General features: G+C 44.1%; 13 protein-coding genes and 2 riboswitches. Of the genes, 6 read left to right on the forward strand and 7 right to left on the reverse strand.

Features of this window, described 5'->3' with window-relative positions; all coding sequences use genetic code 11:
* Positions 1-106: 106 nt before the first annotated feature.
* Complete coding sequence (locus tag JMX07_RS03890) at positions 107-919, forward strand: phosphodiester glycosidase family protein (protein ID WP_201606400.1); 813 nt, start codon at positions 107-109, stop codon at positions 917-919.
* Between the two features lie 214 nt (positions 920-1,133).
* Here the strand turns inward: JMX07_RS03890 and JMX07_RS03895 are convergent, their stop codons facing one another.
* The 5 genes from JMX07_RS03895 to JMX07_RS03915 all read right to left on the reverse strand — a co-directional run bounded on the left by JMX07_RS03895 (position 1,134) and on the right by JMX07_RS03915 (position 6,371).
* Complete coding sequence (locus JMX07_RS03895; protein ID WP_201606402.1) at positions 1,134-2,351, reverse strand: globin domain-containing protein; 1,218 nt, start codon at positions 2,349-2,351, stop codon at positions 1,134-1,136.
* Positions 2,352-2,653: 302 nt separating this feature from the next.
* The gene (locus JMX07_RS03900; protein ID WP_201606405.1) at positions 2,654-3,877 is read right to left on the reverse strand and encodes a vWA domain-containing protein; all 1,224 of its coding nucleotides are present in this window, start codon (positions 3,875-3,877) and stop codon (positions 2,654-2,656) included.
* A gap of 153 nt (positions 3,878-4,030) precedes the next feature.
* A complete protein-coding gene (locus tag JMX07_RS03905) occupies positions 4,031-4,894 on the reverse strand; it encodes an AAA family ATPase (protein WP_101205695.1) in 864 nt (287 codons plus the stop codon).
* Positions 4,895-5,193: 299 nt separating this feature from the next.
* A complete protein-coding gene (locus JMX07_RS03910; protein ID WP_101205696.1) occupies positions 5,194-5,790 on the reverse strand; it encodes a hypothetical protein in 597 nt (198 codons plus the stop codon).
* A 260-nt stretch (positions 5,791-6,050) separates the two neighbouring features.
* Complete coding sequence (locus tag JMX07_RS03915; protein WP_101205697.1) at positions 6,051-6,371, reverse strand: YcgL domain-containing protein; 321 nt, start codon at positions 6,369-6,371, stop codon at positions 6,051-6,053.
* A gap of 249 nt (positions 6,372-6,620) precedes the next feature.
* Positions 6,621-6,760: riboswitch (glycine riboswitch) on the forward strand.
* A gap of 69 nt (positions 6,761-6,829) precedes the next feature.
* Positions 6,830-6,978: riboswitch (glycine riboswitch) on the forward strand.
* 168 nt (positions 6,979-7,146) lie between these two features.
* On the opposite strand from JMX07_RS03915, the gene gcvT reads away from it, so the two are divergent.
* The 5 genes from gcvT to JMX07_RS03940 all read left to right on the forward strand — a co-directional run bounded on the left by gcvT (position 7,147) and on the right by JMX07_RS03940 (position 13,818).
* A complete protein-coding gene (gcvT, locus tag JMX07_RS03920; protein ID WP_201606407.1) occupies positions 7,147-8,340 on the forward strand; it encodes a glycine cleavage system aminomethyltransferase GcvT in 1,194 nt (397 codons plus the stop codon).
* A gap of 117 nt (positions 8,341-8,457) precedes the next feature.
* Entirely contained in the window at positions 8,458-8,838 is a 381-nt protein-coding gene (gcvH, locus tag JMX07_RS03925) for a glycine cleavage system protein GcvH (RefSeq protein ID WP_057760766.1), read from the forward strand.
* Between the two features lie 363 nt (positions 8,839-9,201).
* On the forward strand, positions 9,202-9,960 hold the full coding sequence (locus JMX07_RS03930) for a nitroreductase family protein (protein WP_201606409.1): 759 nt from the start codon (positions 9,202-9,204) through the stop codon (positions 9,958-9,960).
* 64 nt (positions 9,961-10,024) lie between these two features.
* The gene (gene gcvP, locus JMX07_RS03935; RefSeq protein ID WP_201606410.1) at positions 10,025-12,922 is read left to right on the forward strand and encodes an aminomethyl-transferring glycine dehydrogenase; all 2,898 of its coding nucleotides are present in this window, start codon (positions 10,025-10,027) and stop codon (positions 12,920-12,922) included.
* 206 nt (positions 12,923-13,128) lie between these two features.
* Complete coding sequence (locus JMX07_RS03940) at positions 13,129-13,818, forward strand: esterase/lipase family protein (RefSeq protein ID WP_201606415.1); 690 nt, start codon at positions 13,129-13,131, stop codon at positions 13,816-13,818.
* Between the two features lie 95 nt (positions 13,819-13,913).
* On the opposite strand, the gene JMX07_RS03945 is transcribed toward JMX07_RS03940, so the two are convergent.
* On the reverse strand, positions 13,914-15,254 hold the full coding sequence (locus JMX07_RS03945; protein WP_227684610.1) for a ribonuclease D: 1,341 nt from the start codon (positions 15,252-15,254) through the stop codon (positions 13,914-13,916).
* A gap of 136 nt (positions 15,255-15,390) precedes the next feature.
* Complete coding sequence (gene recR, locus JMX07_RS03950) at positions 15,391-15,984, reverse strand: recombination mediator RecR (RefSeq protein WP_201606417.1); 594 nt, start codon at positions 15,982-15,984, stop codon at positions 15,391-15,393.
* Between the last annotated feature and the right edge of the window lie 43 nt (positions 15,985-16,027).

Raw genomic sequence — 16,027 nt, forward strand, 5'->3', positions numbered from 1 at the left:
TTCAGCGCCTAAATTGTTGTACTTAAAAAAATAGTAATGAAAGTATAATTAAGCAGTAGATAGCAACCAAACTTAAATAATTAGTATATTAAAAGACACGTGATCGATGCCAAGTTCTATTTTTACCTTATCTCTATCAACGATAGTGCTTGCGCTAGGTCTGAGCGCTTGCCAGCAGACAAATACCAATGCGGCTAGTAGCGATACCGATAGTTGGTCATGTCAGACTGAAGACACGCCTTTTACTTATAGCGTTTGCCGAGTGGATGCTACCGCGTTAGCGAGCGAGCGTTATTCATTACAACTGTTTTGGCAATCCTCTGATAACAATGAGCCTCTGCTAACCTTTGATGCGTTATTGGCTACATTACCGAACAATGAGACCCTTAACTTTGCGATGAATGCAGGCATGTACAATGAAAACTATGCGCCGATTGGCTATACCGTCATCGAAGGCAAAGAACTCAAATCGCTAAATGTAAGAGAAGGTGGTGGTAATTTTCATCTATTACCTAATGGGGTTATGTGGTGGGACAAAGCTGGCAACGTGCAAATCACCGAAAGTAATGCGTTAAATGATCAGCTAAATAACGGTGATGTGCAGCCTTGGTATGCGACGCAATCGGGTCCTATGCTGGTCATCAATAACGAGATACACCCACAGTTCAACCCTGATAGCAGCTCAATCAAACTGCGTAATGGTGCAGGTGTTTGCCGTGACGGCAGTATACAGCTCGTTAATAGCGATGAGCCTGTGACTTTTTATCAGTTTGCAGAATTATTTAAGGATGAGCTGGGTTGTTCAAACGCGCTGTTTTTAGACGGTGGTATTGCCTCAGCGTTGTATGCACCTAGTATCGACAAGCAGGATAAAAAAGAGATGGGCGTGATGATTGGATTGGTTGAAAATAAAGAGTAATGTACCCTGATACTCTTTATTTTCAACTAAGATTAAAAAGCACTTAGCGTGATTATTTCATGCTAAGTGCTTTTTTATAAACGTTTATTTTGAATATTATAGTCAAATAACTTTAAAATGGATACAAGGCAGCCGACTGTAGATTGTACAATTAGTAAATCTAAGGAGGGTAACGACGTAGCGGTTTAGTAGTTCACCGACTATATGTTAAAAACTAACCACCCAAGCTCATCTTAGGGCCAAACGGTTCGTAGTGAACACTATCGACACCATGATCTAATGCTACTAACCCATCGATCATGCTTTCCATAAATGGCATCGAGCCGCACACATAGATATCGGCAGGCTTAGGCAAGGTAGCAAGCCACGCGGCATCCAATATCTGCCCAGACTCAAAGTGAAAAATATGCTTTTCTACACTCTCAGCCTGTTCGAGTAACTTACTAACTTGATCAGAAAAAGCATGATGAGCGATATTTTGACATGCATAAACCCAAATAATAGGTCGTTTAGGATTGGCTAATACTTGCGCCTCTAGCATAGCCAGTACAGGCGTAACCCCGACTCCTGCACTTATCAATACTAACGGAGTATCATTTTGCTGTACCAAATCTTGATTGAGCGCAAAGTCACCAGCTGGAGCTGATAATAAAACCGTATCACCGACTTCTAGTTGATCATGCATATAGTTAGAAACCAACCCATGATGCTCATTGCGGTTATCACGTCGAACCGCAAACTGAATGCCTGCATCGGTACTGGCAGAGTATAGAGAATAATGACGCAGGGCTATATGTTCACTGTCCTTTGGGTCTGTTTTCACCGTAATATATTGACCAGCGGTTAAGGTCAATTTACTCAGGTCAATATTTTGACTGTTTACTGAGTCATTGTCTGCATTGTTCTCACTCTGATTAACTGGTACCACGGTAAAGGCTGCGATATCTGTAGCGACCGCTTCTTTTTTAGTGACCTTAAACAGTGCAAACCCCTGCCACATTGCTTCTTCATACATACCATGTTCAATCTGAATAAATACTGAGGCGATCTCATCATAAGCTTCTGTCCAAGCGGTAATGATGTCGTCAGTGGCTGCCTCTCCTAGCACTTCTTTTATCGCCCCAATTAGATGTTTGCCGACGATAGGATAATGCTCAGGTAATATCTGTAACGCTCTATGCTTATGGCTAATCTGGGTCACTTGTGGCAATAGCGTAGCCAGTTTGTCCAAGTGCTTGGCAGCGGCCAATACTGTCGTTGCTAGCGCCGTCTGCTGTCTTCCCAATTTTTGATTGGTTTCATTAAAAATATCTAACAGCTCAGGATGCTCATTAAACATATTTTTATAAAACACAGTGGTAATCGCAACGCCATGCTCTTCGAGTACAGGAACAGTTGCGGTGACGATTTCTAACGTTTTTGGTGAGGCCATGTTGTTTCTCTTAGTCATTAACTGCATTGATAAATTGAGATGTTAAAAATAATCCGTCTAAACTGGCAATAATGAGCGGACCTTTTTACAGTGTCATCAAAATTTTTAGCAAATCAATTCAGAATATTGATAACATTCATTTAAAATGAATGTTATCACACTTTACTAGGCATACCAATATACAATCAATACAGAGTTCATTTGCATCAACAAAAAAATAGCCGCTATGTTGTCATAACGGCTGTTTTTATAAGGATTCAAGCTGTGTTAACAGGCTTTATCAATCAGGTTGAATATCAAAATTACCGTGCCATATATTGAGTCATTTCTTCAACACCATGTAGCGTCATCGGATACATTTTATTTTCGAACAGCTTTTTAATTTCAACGATGGTTTGCGTATATTGCCAATATGACGGGTTTTCAGGATTGAGCCAAGTTACTTTATCAAAATGCTCAAGTACTCGCTTCAACCATACGATGCCCGCTTCATTATTCATATACTCTACGCTGCCGCCTACTGTCATCAGCTCATAAGGTGACATCGATGCATCACCGACGAAGATAACACGATACTCTCGGCCATATTTATTGAGTAGCTCAAACGTTGGCATCGGTGCACTATGGCGACGATTGTTGTCCTTCCACACATAGTCATACAAGCAGTTATGAAAATAAAAGAACTCTAAGGTTTTGAATTCATTTTTTGCCGCAGAAAACAGTTTTTCGAGCGCTTCGACATGGATGTCCATACTGCCGCCCACATCAAACAGCATCAGCACTTTGACTCGGTTACGGCGCTCGGCTTGCATATGTATATCGAGCACCCCTTTTTTTGCCGTGCGTTTAATAGTCTCATGAATATCTAGCTCGTCAGCACTGCCAGTCCGCGCAAACTGACGCAGATTGCGTAGCGCCATTTGAATTTGACGAGTACCCAACTGACTATCGTCGTCTAGATTGCGATATTTACGCTGCTCCCAAACTTTGGCGGCGCTGCGCTTACGTGACTCGCCACCAACCCGAACGCCTTCTGGATGATCGCCATAGGCACCAAATGGTGAAGTACCACCTGTGCCAACCCATTTGCTACCACCTTGATGACGTTCTTTTTGCTCTTTTAACCGCTCTTCTAAGGCCTTCATCAACTCCTCTAGCGAACCATATTTTTTGAGTAATCGACGTTGCTCTTCGGTTAGATTTTTTGGATCAAGTTTTAAATCCAACCACTCTTTAGGCACGTCCGTCAGCTTGGCCAATAGCTCATCCATATCGAGACTATCGACACCTTCAAAATAATCCGCCATGGCCCGATCGAACTTATCAAAATGGCGCTCGTCTTTGACCATGCACAGTCGGATCAACCGGTACATATCTTCGCGGCTAGCAAAAGTAGTCAGTGCTGGATCTTCAGGATGCGACTGCATCATCAGCCCTTTATCTAACGCGGCATTGAGATCGAGCAGCTCGCGCGTACTGACTGGCACGCCATAAGTACGCAAGGTATAGAATAGTTTGATAAACATAAGAGTCGTATCACTTATTGGCTGATATTATTATCTGGTGATATTGCTGATATCATTAATTGGTACAGTTACAGATTGAGCGTTTGCATTGACCTTCATAATAGACATCCGATATCGGACATAAAAGGTTAAAGTCAACGCAAGCTGCAAACATTAACGACGCATCATATTGGCAAAACGCTGTAATAAACTCACATCTGCTTCATTTTTGAGCAATGCGCCATATAGAGGCGGGATAGACTTTTCGCCGCGCAGATTTTCTTCTAGCTCGTCTTGAGCCATATCATCAGCAAGTAACAAAGTTAACCAATCGACCAACTCAGACGTTGATGGCGGCTTTTTAAGACCTTGAATACCGCGCAGTTTATAGAAGATATCCAATGCATCATTGACCAGTTTTTCTTGAATGTCTGGAAAATGCACTTCGATGATTTGGCGCATGGTTTCTTCTTCTGGGAAATCAATATAGTGGAAGAAACAACGACGCAAAAATGCATCTGGTAGCTCTTTTTCATTGTTTGAGGTAATAATAACCACTGGACGCTGCGCCGCTGTAATAGTTTCACCCGTCTCATAAACATAAAAAGACATCTTATCAAGCTCATGTAGCAAGTCATTTGGGAACTCGATATCGGCTTTATCAATCTCATCAATCAGTAGTACACTACGCTCTGTACTGGTAAAAGCGTCCCACAGCTTGCCCGGCTTGATATAGTTGGCAATGTCATAGACCTTATCATCACCCAACTGCGAATCCCGCAGGCGTGATACCGCATCATACTCATACAGTCCTTGCTCAGCCTTAGTCGTCGATTTGACGTGCCAAGTAATCAGTGGCATACCCAAGCTTTCAGCGACTTCTTCGGCAAGCAATGTCTTACCTGTGCCAGGCTCACCTTTGATCAGCAATGGCTTTTGTAATGTCATAGCGGCATTTACGGCCAGTTGCAAATCATCGGTAGCAATATAACTACTGGTACCAGTAAAGTTTTTCTTAGTATTGTCAGCTGTGGTCATAATCAGATCTCGATTGTTGTTATAGATAAGTTGTTATAAATGGATAGGTCTAAAACATAAATGACTAATAAAGGATAAATTAGTAAAGAATAAATTAGATTAGCACAGCCTGATACATTGCCAAAATACTCATGCGTTCGCATTTATTAACAATTGTTATGTGCAATGTATAGTGAGCAATTATTTATATGTCTAATAAACAGTCGAGCATAAAAAAAGACACGCAGCGGTGTCTTTTTATTCGGGTATCAAATAAATTCTAAAAAAATAGTACTATCTTAATGCCTAGCCTATTTTTATCACTTATCAGACGTATCGCTATCCATTTTCTTAGCCAATGCATTGTCTTTTTTTAAGCTCACGTTAGTGTCAGGCTGTCCGGTTACGGTAGTGCCTTCTGGCAAATAACTGCCTGTGGTCATTTGTAACGTGGCCTGTGTATCTTCTGCGCTGCGGCTACGGGCTTTATCCAAGCTTGATGCAAATGCGCTGCGTATCAACTGCCATACAAAACCAACAAACAACCCTGCGACCAGTATCACCAATATCGGCAACATATTGGCAACCGCGCCTGCGTAATCTTTCATCATCACAGCATAGACGACGCTAATACTGGCTGGTGCAAGCTCGCTCGGATCACCAAGCGCTGTACCTGGTGCTAGTAATACCGCAAACAGAACCATCCAGCTCATACCGCCCAATGGTTTTGGCAGTACACGAGCAACGAGTATCCATAGCACCAGTACCAAAACAGCACCGCCCAGATAAGCATACATCGGCAAATCAGCGGGCGGGACATCCTTTACCATTTGGCCCCACCAAATGGCAATCTCACCGAGAATGTCACTGATAGACTCTAGCGGTAAGCTATGTAAGATATTTTTTAACCAGTCCATGCGTGTTTATTTACCTGCGTTTATCGCCGGTGACACAATCTGTGTCTAGCGGTATATGTGCGTTCTGTAGAACCAGAATGAGGCCGACTACATAATGAACTTATGCATTATGTAAGCTTATATGTACATTGCGTAGGGTGTCAGTTTATCACGACTCTCTACTCAAATGCATGTGAGCAAGTGTGTCGTAGTTTTTATCGACGCTATTTTCAAGGTAGCGCATTGATATGTCCTACCACAATTACTTGCTGACAAATCTATTAATTGTAGATGCTGTCCTGCGATTCACGAGCACGCAGCTCTGCTTGGCGGCGCATCACGTCTTGCGGCGGCAACTGCACAAAGTAACCTTGAGACTGTAATTTTGCCAATACTTCTCCTTTATCGACACGAGCGAGCTTATCTTTAGTTGATAAGTCCAAATGCATGACGAACTTACTACGGCCTAAACCTGCACGGAAATCTTTTGGTAATACGCCAAGCCAGTCTTTGATCTCATCAGTATCGTCAGGATAATCAGGACGCGCAATGTAGATATACATGTCGTCATGTTTTGGAAATTTATAAATATCGCAATGCATAAAAACCACCTATCAGAAACTATGGGCGTAGGTTAGCATATTTCAGGCAAATACCAGTAGTCGCTTTGCGTTTTGCTATGGTAATTTTTGTCAAAACACACAGATAAAACGCTGATATGAGCGATAAAAATATCGTTGTAAAACATAACCTATTTCATAGACTGCCCTATCAAAACATTATTTTTGCCAAATTTATTTATTTTAATGGCTTTGATGACTTGTAAAAGCGCTTTGAACCTTTCATAATAAAAGCGTTTTTCAGGAGAGAGTTTATCAGCATCGTTTTTGTATTGAACCCTATTGGTTATACAACTATCGCAATTGCTAGATAACCACCGAAGGCGCATCCACCCTGCCAATCGCTCAGGTAAAAGGACTGAAAAACGCATGTCACTGTTGTTTGATAATGTTTAGTAGTATGACGCTCATAGCGCACTACTTTTTTATCAAACATAAGGCATAACAAATCTGGAGAGTGGTAAGAACGGACGACGTCTTACCCACCGAAGGGGAGAAAATACGCTATCATCGACGATAGGGCTCATACAACTGCCCAAAAATGATGGTTCGTGTTGAAAATCTCAGGTCACAGGACAGATAGGGCTTTAGCTCAAACTGACGTATAGCGTCTGTTTGGCTTACGTCTTCATCTTTGCTTTCTGTGTCACCCTTTGATGTGATATTTGCGCCTTGCAATATTGCTTCTCGCTACTTTTACGTTGCGCATCACTCCTTACTCTACCGAGTACGACTGATGTACACATAAGGATTTGTTATGACTGATACCCATTCTCAAGACATCACTTCTCAAAACGATCAAAGCCAAGCTCCTCAGCGCACCCCTTTTTACCAGTCTCATATTGATAGTGAGGGCAAACTGGTCGATTTCTCTGGTTGGGAATTGCCAATTCATTATGGTTCACAAATCGAAGAGCACGAAGCAGTACGCACAGATGCAGGTATGTTTGATGTCTCACATATGGTTGTGACTGATATCAAAGGCGCTGATACTAAAGCATGGCTACAAAAGCTGCTCGCAAACGATGTCAACAAACTCACTACCGCTGGTAAAGCGCTGTACTCTGGTATGCTCAATGAGCAAGGCGGCGTCATCGATGATTTGATCGTCTATCTCATGAATGCAGAGGAAACTGAGTACCGTATCGTCTCTAACGCGGCCACTCGTGACAAAGACTTAGCACAGTTTAATAAAGTCGCCGAAGGTTTCAATATTGAGATTACCGAGCGTCCTGAGCTTGCTATGCTTGCCGTGCAAGGTCCAAATGCTATTGCAAAACTGGCTCAAGCCAAACCAAGTTGGACAGATACTTTAGCAGCACTAAAACCTTTCGTTGGTGCTGATTTGACCGATATCGAAGGCACCGATTGGTTTGTAGCTCGTACCGGCTATACTGGTGAAGATGGCGTCGAAGTCATTATGCATGCCGATGATGCCCCTGCTTTCTTTGAGCAGCTAAAAGCAAATGGCATCAAACCTGCCGGTCTTGGCGCACGTGATACCTTGCGTATGGAAGCAGGCATGAACCTTTATGGCCATGACATGGACGAGACCATCAGCCCTTACGAGTGCAACATGGGCTGGACGCTAGCGCTCAAAGACGACCGCGCCTTTGTCGGTCGTGAAGCATTGGTCAGCAAACGTAAGCAGTCAAAAGAAGACAACACCGCTATGAAGCAAGTGGGCTTGCTATTGACCACGCGCGGCGTATTGCGTGAAGGCATGACAGTGACTATCAATCAAGGCACTGATAACGAGCAAACTGGCATTATCACCAGCGGTACATTCTCCCCTAGCCTAAAAAATTCAATCGCGATTGCTCGTGTACCTACCAGCTTATCAGAAGATGACAGCGTACAAGTCGATCTACGCGGCAAAGGTAAATTCGTCGATGTACGCGTACTAAAGCTACCTTTTGTCCGTAACGGCAAGCAACAGTTTGACTCTTAGGTCTTATAAATTCTATCATTAGAGCGCGTTGTCATTTTGCGCGCAATTATAAAAATGGCAACACGCCTAGCCTCCATTATTTTTGTTAATTAACCTCTATCACTTAGGAGAGAGACCATGAGCAACATCCCAGCAGAGCTAAAATATATTGCTAGTCACGAGTGGCTACGCCTAGAAGACGACGGTACGATCACTGTTGGTATCACTGACCATGCTCAAGATCTATTGGGTGATGTGGTATTCGTTGAGCTACCAGATGTGGGCGATATCATCGCTGTTGATGACGAAATCTCAGTTGTTGAATCAGTAAAAGCGGCTTCTGACGTTTATGCGCCTATTTCAGGTGAAGTGATCGCTATCAATGAAGCACTAGAAGATGATCCTGAAATCATCAACTCTGACCCATACGGCGAAGGTTGGTTCTTCAGAATGAAGCCTGACAACATCGCTGACTACGAAGCACTAATGACTGCTGACGAGTACGAAAGCGACTTATAAGCTAAGCACGCAAGCTAAGCACGCAAGCTAAGCATGCTCTCACAAGACATTAGCACTTGTAAGACTTTAGCTCGTACAAAGCACTAGCCCCGACTAAACATAGATACTGGCAACAGCTGGTATCTATACTCTCAATTTAAACTGTTTGAAAAACCTTTCTGATTAATAGCGTTGGCTCATTACCCATGCTTACTATTTGAAAGCAGCTTTGTATATAGACCACCACAAATCATTATCGTCCGATGTTATTGCTCCCAAGCGTTATCTCATTGACTCGTATTGGCCGCCTATTCGAATCCCAATGAATACGTGCTATCAATAATGACGCAAACTGATAACCCAATTCTCAGCATGGATCCCAATATGAACGCCAACACCGATAATAAAGACCCCATCGCCACACCAAACCATACACCGCAGCTACAAGCCTTTCGCGATATCGTAGAATCACGCCGTTCCGTGCGCCGTTTTACTGACACGCCCATCCCTGACGACGTACTGGCAGACTGTCTGCGTTTGGCCATGCTAGCACCAAACTCTAGCAACTTACAGCCGTGGGAGTTTTATGTTATCGATGATGCTGACAATCGCAAACGCGCCATCAAAAACTGTATGAACCAAAACGCAGCGAAAACATCGGCTCGTTTGATTGCCATCGTTGCTCGTACTGACGTTTGGCAAGATCATGCTCAGCAAGTATTACGCGAATATCCTGATCAGCCAGTCCCTAAAAAAGTGAAAGACTACTATAACAAAGTCGTCACTATGGACTTTTTGCGCGGCCCAGCCAACGTGGTTTCGGCTGCAAAATGGGGCGCAACGCAAGTGGTCAGACGCGTAAAAGGCCCAATCAAATCGCCTTATTATACCTTTGAAGACACCAAAAACTGGGCAACCAATAACACCGCGCTTGCCGCCGAAAACCTGATGCTAGCATTACGCGCTCATGGTTTTGATAGCTGTCCTATGGGCGGCTTTGATGAGCCTGCCATGAAAGCGTTGCTCAATCTTAGCGACGACCATCATATCGTTATGATGCTTGGCGCAGGCGAGCGCGCTGACAGTGGCGTTTACAACACCCAGTTCCGCTTTGATCAAAAACAGTTTGTGCATTACGTATAACGTACCGCTCACATTATTCCCTTAATTGCTATTTTGTTTATTACTCCCTTAACCAAGGATTGTCATGACTATCTCTCAAAACCCATCGTTTGATACCTTTCAAGGATTGTTCAACGAAGCTGAATTTGTCTATCGCCACTTAGGTTCAAATGAGACCAAGCAAGCTGACTTACTCAGCGCTGTTGGTTATAAAGATATGCAAAGCTTTATCAATGACACTGTGCCTGAGCCAGTACGTTTGCACAAAGAGTTGGATTTGCCAGTAGCGATGAGTGAGCACGCGGCACTTGCCAAACTACGCACGATGGCAGATGACATCACCGTCAATAAGAGCTATATCGGTCAAGGCTACTCTCCGGTTCGTATGCCTGCCGTCATTCAGCGCAACGTCCTCGAAAATCCAGGCTGGTATACCGCTTATACGCCTTACCAAGCGGAAATCGCTCAAGGTCGTCTAGAAGCACTGCTGAACTTCCAACAAGTATGTATCGATTTGACTGGTCTTGAGCTGGCTGGTGCATCATTGCTTGATGAAGCAACAGCAGCGGCAGAAGCGATGGCGATGTCAAAGCGTGTGAGCAAAAGTAAATCAACACAGTATTTCGTCGATGAGCGCGTCTATCCACAGACGCTAGATGTTATTAATACTCGTGCTAAATACTTCGGTTGGGAAGTCGTTGTTGGTGACTTTGAAACCGCTAAATCTGGCGACTATTTTGGTGCGCTATTCCAGTATGTTGGTGCTGAAGGCGACGTTAAAGACTTAACAGACGTCATCAATGCAGTAAAAGAAAATAAGACTTATGTCAGCGTTGTCAGTGACATCATGAGCTTGGTGTTATTAAAATCACCAGCCGATATGGGTGCCGACGTAGCGCTAGGTAGTACTCAGCGTTTCGGTATTCCAATGGGCTTTGGTGGTCCACATGCCGCTTATTTTGCGTTCTCTGATAAAGCCAAGCGTTCAGCACCTGGTCGTATCATTGGCGTATCTAAAGACGCTCAAGGCAATACTGCATTACGTATGGCTCTACAAACGCGTGAGCAGCATATCCGCCGCGAAAAAGCCAACTCAAACATCTGTACCTCACAAGTATTACTAGCCAACCTCGCTGGTATGTACGCGGTATATCATGGTCCAGGCGGTGTAAAACGTATTGCCACTCGTATTCATGCTTTTGCCACTGCGTTTGCTGATGCTATCACAGAGTCTAACGACAGCAGCTTGAGCGTAGTGCATGATCAATTCTTCGATACAGTTGTAGTTGATTGTGGTTCAGAGAAGCTTGCTACTCAAATTTTTAAAAATGCAGACAACGTTGGCTATAACTTATGGCGTCTAAGCGACACCAAATTAAGCGTTGCCTTTAGTGAAACCAGCGATCAGCAAGATTTCAACACGTTGACTCAGCTATTCGTCGACAAGTCACACGACCTACCTGAAACAGCTCGCGTCTCTCTAGATAGCGCACATCTGCGTACGGATGATATCTTGACTCATCCAGTATTCAACTCGCATCACACCGAGCATGAAATGCTACGCTACCTAAAGTCGCTTGAAGACAAAGATCTAGCGATGAACCGCAGCATGATTTCACTGGGTAGCTGTACCATGAAGCTAAACGCCACCAGTGAGATGCTACCGATTACTTGGCCTGAGTTTGCCAACGTGCATCCTTTTGCACCGCGTGATCAAGTTACTGGCTATATCGCGATGATCGATAGCTTGCAAGATCAATTAAAAGCTATCACTGGGTTTGATGATGTCTCTATGCAGCCAAACTCTGGTGCCTCTGGTGAATATGCTGGTCTGTTAGCGATTCGCCGTTATCATGAGTCATTGGGCGAAACCAATCGCGATGTTTGCTTGATTCCTATGTCGGCGCACGGTACCAACCCTGCTACTGCCATGATGATGGGTATGCAAGTAGTCGTGGTCAAAACTGATGAAAATGGCAACGTTGATATCGATGATCTAACGGCCAAATGTGAAGAATATAGCGACCGCCTAGGTGCTCTAATGATCACTTATCCATCGACGCACGGTGTATTCGAAGAAGGCATCCGTCATATCTGTGATTTGACCCACAAGCATGGTGGTCAGGTCTATATGGACGGCGCGAACATGAATGCTCAGGTAGGCATGATGCAGCCTGCAGACGTTGGTGCTGATGTACTACATATGAACCTGCACAAAACCTTCTGTATTCCGCATGGTGGCGGCGGTCCAGGCATGGGTCCTATCGGTATGAAAGCGCATTTGGCAACGTTTATGGCCAATCATACCTTGAGCCCTGTACACAATGCACAAAAGGACTGCTCAGCAGTATCAGCAGCACCTTATGGTTCAGCGAGCATCTTACCTATCTCATGGATGTACATTGCTATGATGGGCCGTGATGGTCTATTAAAAGCAACGGAGCTAGCATTACTGAACGCCAACTACGTAGCAGCCGAATTAAAAGGTCACTACCCTGTCTTGTATGCAGGCAAAAATGGCCGCGTGGCTCACGAATGCATCATCGATATTCGTCCGTTAAAAGAAGAGACTGGCATCACAGAAAGCGATATCGCTAAGCGCTTGATGGACTATGGTTTCCATTCGCCAACGATGAGCTTCCCAGTCGCTGGCACGCTTATGATTGAGCCAACAGAGTCTGAATCAAAAGAAGAGTTGGATCGCTTTATCAGTGCGCTAAAATCTATCAAAGCTGAAGCCATGAAAGCAAAAGCTGGTGAAGATAACTGGACGCTAGAAGACAACCCATTAGTCAATGCACCGCATACGGCTGCTATGATTACTAGCGAAGAGTGGACGCATCCTTACAGCCGTGAGACGGCTGCATTCCCACTGCCGTACATCCGTGCAAACAAGTTCTGGCCAAGTGTCGCTCGTGTCGATGATGCTTATGGTGACAAGAACTTAATGTGCTCTTGCCCAAGTATCGAAAACTATATGTAATTATTATTTCGGATAGTTATTCTCTGTAGTAAAAAACCTCCAAGTCAGCAGCTGACTTGGAGGTTTTTATTTGTCTGACTTTTTATCTATTACGTTAGCAGGTAATATTATCAATAAAATAAACGATAAGAACTCAATGTAATAAAAGCTTATATTGATAATAAGCTATTTATCTTAAATTTCTGAAGCAACCATTGGACACTGCTATGCAACATAAAGCGCCTAAACAAAAAACTCGCGTCATTCTAATTCACGGGCTACACCAAACCCCATGGATCATGCGACCATTAGCCAAGCGCCTGCAAGCAGCAGGATTTGATACCCATCAGTATGGCTACCGTAGTATGCGTGATGGTATCAAAACCAATAGCGCTCGCCTAAATAGCTGGCTAGAAACAAACCATCACCCAGATCATCCTATAGATTTGGTCGGACATAGTTTAGGTGGTTTGATCATTCGTGACTTTGTCGCTCAGTATCCAAAATGGAAAATTGGACGTTGCGTGACTCTAGGAACACCGCATATAGGTAGTGTTTGTGCAGATTATATCTGGCGATTGACTCCTGTTGTCGTAGGTCGCTCGTATGTCGACGCACTCGACGGTACAGTCGCACCATTGCCCAAACATGTGACGCTAGGCGTCATCGCTGGCAACCGACCTTATGGTCTAGGTCAGCTGTTTTTGCAGTATCACAATCGCAAACTGCGCAAATCTGATAAGCCACCCCTTAAAGAGCAGCTTGCACATGACGGGACAGTATATATAGAGGAGACGAAAATAGAGTCTGCAGCTGATCATATCATCATGCCAGTCTCACATACTGGCATGCTAGTAAATCCAGAGGTCGCCGAGCAGACTCGATACTTTTTAGAGCATGGACGATTTAAACGCTAAGAGCTGTATGAATACTTGAAGGTCAGTTCTCATTTTTGTCGAACGATTTCTTGTTAAACGGTGCCTTATTAAACACCGTATTATCGAACGATTCCTTATTGAACACGAATACCCATGCCCTGCTGCAGTTCGGTTTTATGCTTTTTGATGACTGGAATTAAGATTTTAACAACCCAATCGTTACGCCAACCTTTTAGCCCTTGCGGCAGTTCGCTCACGTCTTTATCAAGAGCAACCACTTCATATAATTGCCCTAGCCATTTTTTGCGCATCAATACGCTAGCAGGTATACCAATCTCACGCGCATGCTCATCAATCGCTTGCTGCACTGCTTTCGATAATACTTTATTTTTTGAGCGATATGGTGGCACTAGACAGTCTGGATGCTCTGTAGGGGGTAGACTCTTGGCATCTCTGATTACTTTCAGCAGCTCTTCACCATATAGTCGCAGCATACTACGGTGCATGGTTGTTTTGTGTGCCAGCTCTCGCATGCTGTTTGGCTTTTCAGTGACAATCTCTCGTACTGCTTGTTTTTTTATCACAAAGGTACGCGGTTGATTGGTCGCACGTGCCAGCTCTTCTCGCCATGTAGCCACTCCTTTGAGTATCGCCATTTGCTGTGAGTTATAGCGATAATCAGCCATTGTCAGATACATCGCTTCATCTTTAACGTGCTGCAAGTCATACAAATCACTGGCATAGAGCTGGCAGTCAGCCCAGACATAATCATACAACCCTTGTGCCTTAAGCGCATGTTCGATACTGAGATATAGCGCTGGCAAATAACGCACATCATCGATGGCATACTGCTCTTGTTCGTCTGTCAACGGGCGCTGGAGCCAATCAGACTGACTGTGCTCTTTATCGATATGCATATCTAGCTGATCCGCTAATGCCTGCTGATAGCCCATTTGCAATTGACCGGTTAAATAAGACAACGCAATTTGCGTATCAAAAATATTGGTCAATGGCGGACAACCAGATAGCAGATAAAAAATGCCTAAATCTTCACCGCAAGCATGCCAGATAGCCACATCGACTTTGCGTAGCGCTTCCCACAGCTCAGACAGTTGCAATTCTGGCGCATCCAGTAAATATACGTGATCACCCGTATTTAACTGTACAAGTGCCAGACGGGGATAGTAGGTGTCGCGCTTGATAAACTCAGTATCCAGTGCGACGCGGCCACAAGTTGCCAAGGCATTGATGACCTCAGCCAATTGGTGCTGCTCACGCACCCAAGTGACATCGACAGCATCAGCGATATCCAACAGTGCATCGATATCAATTGCATCAACATCCAGTGCAACGTCATTTGATTCCGAAGGTGTCGCCACTGATGTCATCTCAGTATTAGCTGCTTTTTGTGATGAGTTGTCAGTAATCTCGGAAGTATTTGATTTGACCGAAGCGTTCGAAACGTTGTTGGACACGGGCAGATACCTGCATAAATAGGAGAAAATAAAACGCGATACTGCGTCTTAATAAAATTAGAAAAGAGAACAATAATAAAGCAATTATAACAATTTCATAGAATGAAAGGGGCAAGACTTTGATGCAATCAAAACCTTACAAAAAAGAGCGGTTTTGCATGGCTTGACCCAGCGTCATACTATCTAGATACTCAAGCTCGCCGCCCATCGGCACCCCTTGTGCCAAACGTGTGACTTTATTGACATGACGACTCACGGCCTCGCTAATAAAATGTGCGGTGGTCTGGCCTTCAACCGTCGTACCTGTCGCCAGTATAATCTCTTCAACAGGCTCTTGTTTGACTCGCCATACCAGCTGATCAATATTTAAGTCATCCGCACTGATTCCATCAATCGGGGATAAATGTCCACCAAGCACAAAATAGCGACCGCGATAGCCAGCGGTTTGCTCAATCGCCATCACATCTGCTGCGGTCTCAACCACACAGAGTAAACTGTCATCACGCCTAGGGTCTTGGCATAGTGGACAAACCGCATCGTCGCTAAAGCTATGGCAACGCTGACATTCAACAATATCACGCATGGCATCATCAAGCGCTTGAGCGAGTGCCATGCCTTGTGGGCGTTTTTTACTGAGCAGATGTAACGCCATTCGTTGGGCACTTTTTTGACCGACGCCTGGCAATATACGCAGCTGTTTGACCAGCTGATCAAATTTGGCTGTAAGCAAAGTAGCTTCCTTTAGTTGACTTTATCTAACTGAATTTATAAAT

It is taken from the genome of Psychrobacter immobilis (assembly GCF_904846235.1).
Lineage (GTDB): Bacteria > Pseudomonadota > Gammaproteobacteria > Pseudomonadales > Moraxellaceae > Psychrobacter > Psychrobacter immobilis_C.

Bases quoted from the DNA above. Each gene is read 5' to 3' on its own strand.
- JMX07_RS03890 (WP_201606400.1), top strand. From the start codon at position 107: ATGCCAAGTTCTATTTTTACCTTATCTCTATCAACGATAGTGCTTGCG.
- JMX07_RS03895 (WP_201606402.1), bottom strand. From the start codon at position 2,351: ATGGCCTCACCAAAAACGTTAGAAATCGTCACCGCAACTGTTCCTGTA.
- JMX07_RS03900 (WP_201606405.1), bottom strand. From the start codon at position 3,877: ATGTTTATCAAACTATTCTATACCTTGCGTACTTATGGCGTGCCAGTC.
- JMX07_RS03905 (WP_101205695.1), bottom strand. From the start codon at position 4,894: ATGACCACAGCTGACAATACTAAGAAAAACTTTACTGGTACCAGTAGT.
- JMX07_RS03910 (WP_101205696.1), bottom strand. From the start codon at position 5,790: ATGGACTGGTTAAAAAATATCTTACATAGCTTACCGCTAGAGTCTATC.
- JMX07_RS03915 (WP_101205697.1), bottom strand. From the start codon at position 6,371: ATGCATTGCGATATTTATAAATTTCCAAAACATGACGACATGTATATC.
- gcvT (WP_201606407.1), top strand. From the start codon at position 7,147: ATGACTGATACCCATTCTCAAGACATCACTTCTCAAAACGATCAAAGC.
- gcvH (WP_057760766.1), top strand. From the start codon at position 8,458: ATGAGCAACATCCCAGCAGAGCTAAAATATATTGCTAGTCACGAGTGG.
- JMX07_RS03930 (WP_201606409.1), top strand. From the start codon at position 9,202: ATGAACGCCAACACCGATAATAAAGACCCCATCGCCACACCAAACCAT.
- gcvP (WP_201606410.1), top strand. From the start codon at position 10,025: ATGACTATCTCTCAAAACCCATCGTTTGATACCTTTCAAGGATTGTTC.
- JMX07_RS03940 (WP_201606415.1), top strand. From the start codon at position 13,129: ATGCAACATAAAGCGCCTAAACAAAAAACTCGCGTCATTCTAATTCAC.